The organism is Mycobacterium sp. (assembly GCF_049673265.1).
GTDB lineage: Bacteria > Actinomycetota > Actinomycetes > Mycobacteriales > Mycobacteriaceae > Mycobacterium.
Map to the genome: position 1 here is coordinate 1 of NZ_JBATXN010000654.1, position 3,176 is coordinate 3,176.

General features: G+C 65.8%; 3 protein-coding genes and 1 tRNA gene. 2 read left to right on the forward strand and 2 right to left on the reverse strand.

From position 1 onward, the window contains the following. Positions 1 to 1,517, forward strand: a 1,517-nt coding sequence (locus WBF82_RS22215) for a WD40 repeat domain-containing protein (protein WP_424385088.1), incomplete at its 5' end; no start/stop codon positions are given. Between the two features lie 21 nt (positions 1,518 to 1,538). Here the strand turns inward: WBF82_RS22215 and WBF82_RS22220 are convergent. Then, positions 1,539 to 1,625 (reverse strand) — tRNA-Ser (locus tag WBF82_RS22220). 28 nt (positions 1,626 to 1,653) lie between these two features. Then, positions 1,654 to 2,148, reverse strand: a complete 495-nt coding sequence (locus WBF82_RS22225; RefSeq protein WP_424385089.1) for a MarR family winged helix-turn-helix transcriptional regulator — start codon at positions 2,146 to 2,148, stop codon at positions 1,654 to 1,656. Positions 2,149 to 2,226: 78 nt separating this feature from the next. Here WBF82_RS22225 and WBF82_RS22230 point away from each other — a divergent pair. Continuing rightward, on the forward strand, positions 2,227 to 3,176 hold a 950-nt coding region (locus tag WBF82_RS22230), incomplete at its 3' end, for an NAD(P)H-quinone oxidoreductase (protein WP_424385090.1).

Below are 3,176 nucleotides of genomic sequence, written 5' to 3' on the forward strand. Positions count from 1 at the left end.
GTGTGACGTTCAGCCCCGACGGGCACGTCATCGCCGCCGGCGACTACGGGGGGGAACTGCGGCGGTGGAACGCCGACACCGGCCAGCCCATCGGGCAACCGCTCACCGGTGCTGGGACTGAAGTGAAAAGTGTGACGTTCAGCCCCGACGGGCATGTCATCGCCGCCGGTGACTATGACGGCACGGTGCGACGGTGGAACGCCGACACCGGTCAGCCGATCGGACCACCGCTCACCGGCCACACCGCCCCAGTCAAAAGCGTGGCGTTCAGTCCCGATGGGCACCGGATTGTCTCGGGCAGCAACGATCGAACCGTGCGGTTGTGGAACGCCGACACCGGTGAACCCATCGGCAACCCCTTGACCGGGCATAGCGATCTGGTGTCCACGGTGGCTTTCAGCCCCGACGGGGACCGCGTCTTGTCATACAGCGATGATGGCACCCTCCGCATCTGGGATCCCGATCCAGATCAACCACTCTTGCAATCTGACGTTGCGCTTGCGGTCGCGTTCAGTCAGGACGGCCGGCGAATTTTCTCCGCGGGCAGTGAAAGTACCGTCTGGACCTGGGATACCGGCACCGGGCGGCCGATCGGACAGCCGGTAAGCGGTCCGGGGACCGGCGCGGCGAATTCTGCATTCAGCCCGGACGGGCGCCGCGTTGTGTCCGAGGTATCCGACAGCGGGGAGGACGAGAGGCTGCTCGTATGGGACGCAGCCACCGGCCGCCAGATCGGGCCGCAGCTGACCGGCGCGGGCTGGGTGCAGGGTCTGGCGTTTAGCCCGGACGGGCACCGGATCGCTTATCGCGGTGTCGATGAGGTTCGGGTGTGGAACACTGAGACCGGCCAAGAGCTCGGGCGGCCGCTCACGACGAAGGTCCCACGCAAAAGGGCACCTCCAAACCCCTTCGGCGTCGAGTTCAGCCCTGACGGGCACCGCATCGCGTCCGGTGGTAATGGCGGCGTTTGGTTGTGGAATGTGGACACCGGCGAGCAGATCGCGAAACCGTCCGGTACGGGCGCGCAGCTGACCAGTGTGGCCTTTAGTCCCGATGGGCACCGCGTCGCTTCGGGCGGCGATGACAAGGCAGTTCGTTTGTGGAACGCCGACAACGGCAAGGCCATTGGGTCTCCGCTCAGCGGCTCCAAAGACACGGTGAACAGCGTGGCGTTCAGCCCGGACGGGCATGTCATCGTCTCTGGCAGCGCCGACGGCAGTCTACGAGTGTGGAACGCTGACAACGGTCAGCAAATCGGCCCCCCGCTAACTAGGCAGATCGACGCGGCGCTTCCCGTGCACTCGGTGATTAGTGTGGCGTTCAGTCCGGATGGGCGCTGGTTCGCGTCGGGTCGCGAAGATGAGAATGTGCAGCTATGGCCCGGGCCGGTGATTTGGCCGGAAGTACTCTGCAGCAAGCTATCTGCCAACATGAGCCATAGGCAATGGCACGACTGGGTTTCGCCAGATATTCCCTACATCACCGTGTGCCCGGGGTTGCCTGTAACACCGGACTGATGTGTGGACTCCCCGAAAAAGCGGTGGCGGAGGGATTTGAACCCCCGGACGGTTTTAGCCGTCTCTCGCTTTCAAGGCGAGTGCATTAGGCCGCTCTGCCACGCCACCGCCGACAAGGGTAACGGCCCCCGCTCGTCTAAGCCCGATCGGACAGCTTCAGCGCGGCGCTGATCCGCCGGCAGTTCTCCCCCATCGCGGAGACCTGCGAACGTGACAGCTGGCCGAGGAAATAGGTGCGCACACTTTGGGCGTAGGTCACCATGGCCTGCCTCGCCGCCGTCCGACCTTCGTCGGTGATGGCCGCGACGACCCCGCGCCGGTCGTCTGGGCTGGCCTCCCGGCGCACCAAGCCCTGCATCTCCAGGCGGCGGATCTGACGGGTCAGCCGGCTCGGCAGCGACGGCAGCGCGTCGGCCAGATCGCCCATCCGGGCACAGCCGGAGGGTGCGTTGTCCAAGATGTCCAGCACCCGAACGTCGAATAACGACAACTGGTGCGCATCGGTCAATTGACGGTTGAGCGTGGCGTACAAACGCAGGGTGGAGTCCAAGAAGTTCTGCCACGACTTCTGCTCGGCGATATCCAGCCCGGGCATCTCACTGGCTGTCCGGCCGGCAATCAGGGCCGCCATTACGTCATGCTATGCGACACAGGGCTTTTGAAAAAGCCTTTGGAAAAGCCGGAATCCGCAGGTAGTAGCGTGTCGAATATGCATGCCATCGTCGCTGAATCCGCCGATCAACTCCTGTGGCAGCAAGTCCCCGATGCCGCGCCGGGCCACCGCGAGGTGCTCGTCAAAGTGCGCGCCGCCGGCGTCAACCGGGCCGACCTGCTGCAGGCCGCCGGCCACTACCCGCCGCCACCGGGCGCCAGCGAGTTGCTCGGCATGGAGGTCTCCGGCGTTGTCGAGGCACTTGGTGAGGAGGTCAGCGACTGGTCGCCCGGGCAAGAGGTGTGCGCATTGCTGGCGGGCGGCGGCTACGCCGAATACGTCGCTGTTCCCGCCGGCCAGCTGATGCCGATTCCGCGCGGCGTCGACCTGCGGGACGCCGCCGGGTTACCCGAAGTGGCGTGCACGGTCTGGTCGAATCTGGTGTTGACAGCTCATCTGAGCAAAGACCAGCTGCTCCTGATCCACGGCGGCGCCAGCGGGGTGGGAACCCATGCCATCCAGATCGCCCGGGCATTGGGTGCCCGGGTGGCGGTCACCGCGGGATCCGGGCCCAAGCTCGAACTGTGCCGCGACCTGGGCGCCGACATCTTGATCAACTACCGGGACGAGGACTTCGTGGCGCGGGTGCGCGAGGCGACCGACGGCGCGGGTGCCGACGTGATCTTCGACATCATGGGCGCGTCGTATCTGGACCGCAACATCGACGCGCTGGCCAGCGACGGCCGGTTGGTGATCATCGGCATGCAGGGCGGGATCAAGGGCGAGCTCAACCTCGGCAAGCTGCTCGGCAAACGGGCGCATGTCATCGGCACCACGCTGCGCGCCCGGCCGACCACCGGGCCCAACAGCAAGAGCGAAGTCGTCGAGGCGGTGACGACCTCGGTCTGGCCGATGATCGCCGACGGTCGGGTCCGGCCGGTCATCGGCGCGCACATACCGATCCAGCAGGCTGCCGAGGCTCATCGACTGTTGTCGTCGGGTCAGGT

Bases quoted from the DNA above. Each gene is read 5' to 3' on its own strand.
- WBF82_RS22225 (WP_424385089.1), bottom strand. From the start codon at position 2,148: ATGGCGGCCCTGATTGCCGGCCGGACAGCCAGTGAGATGCCCGGGCTG.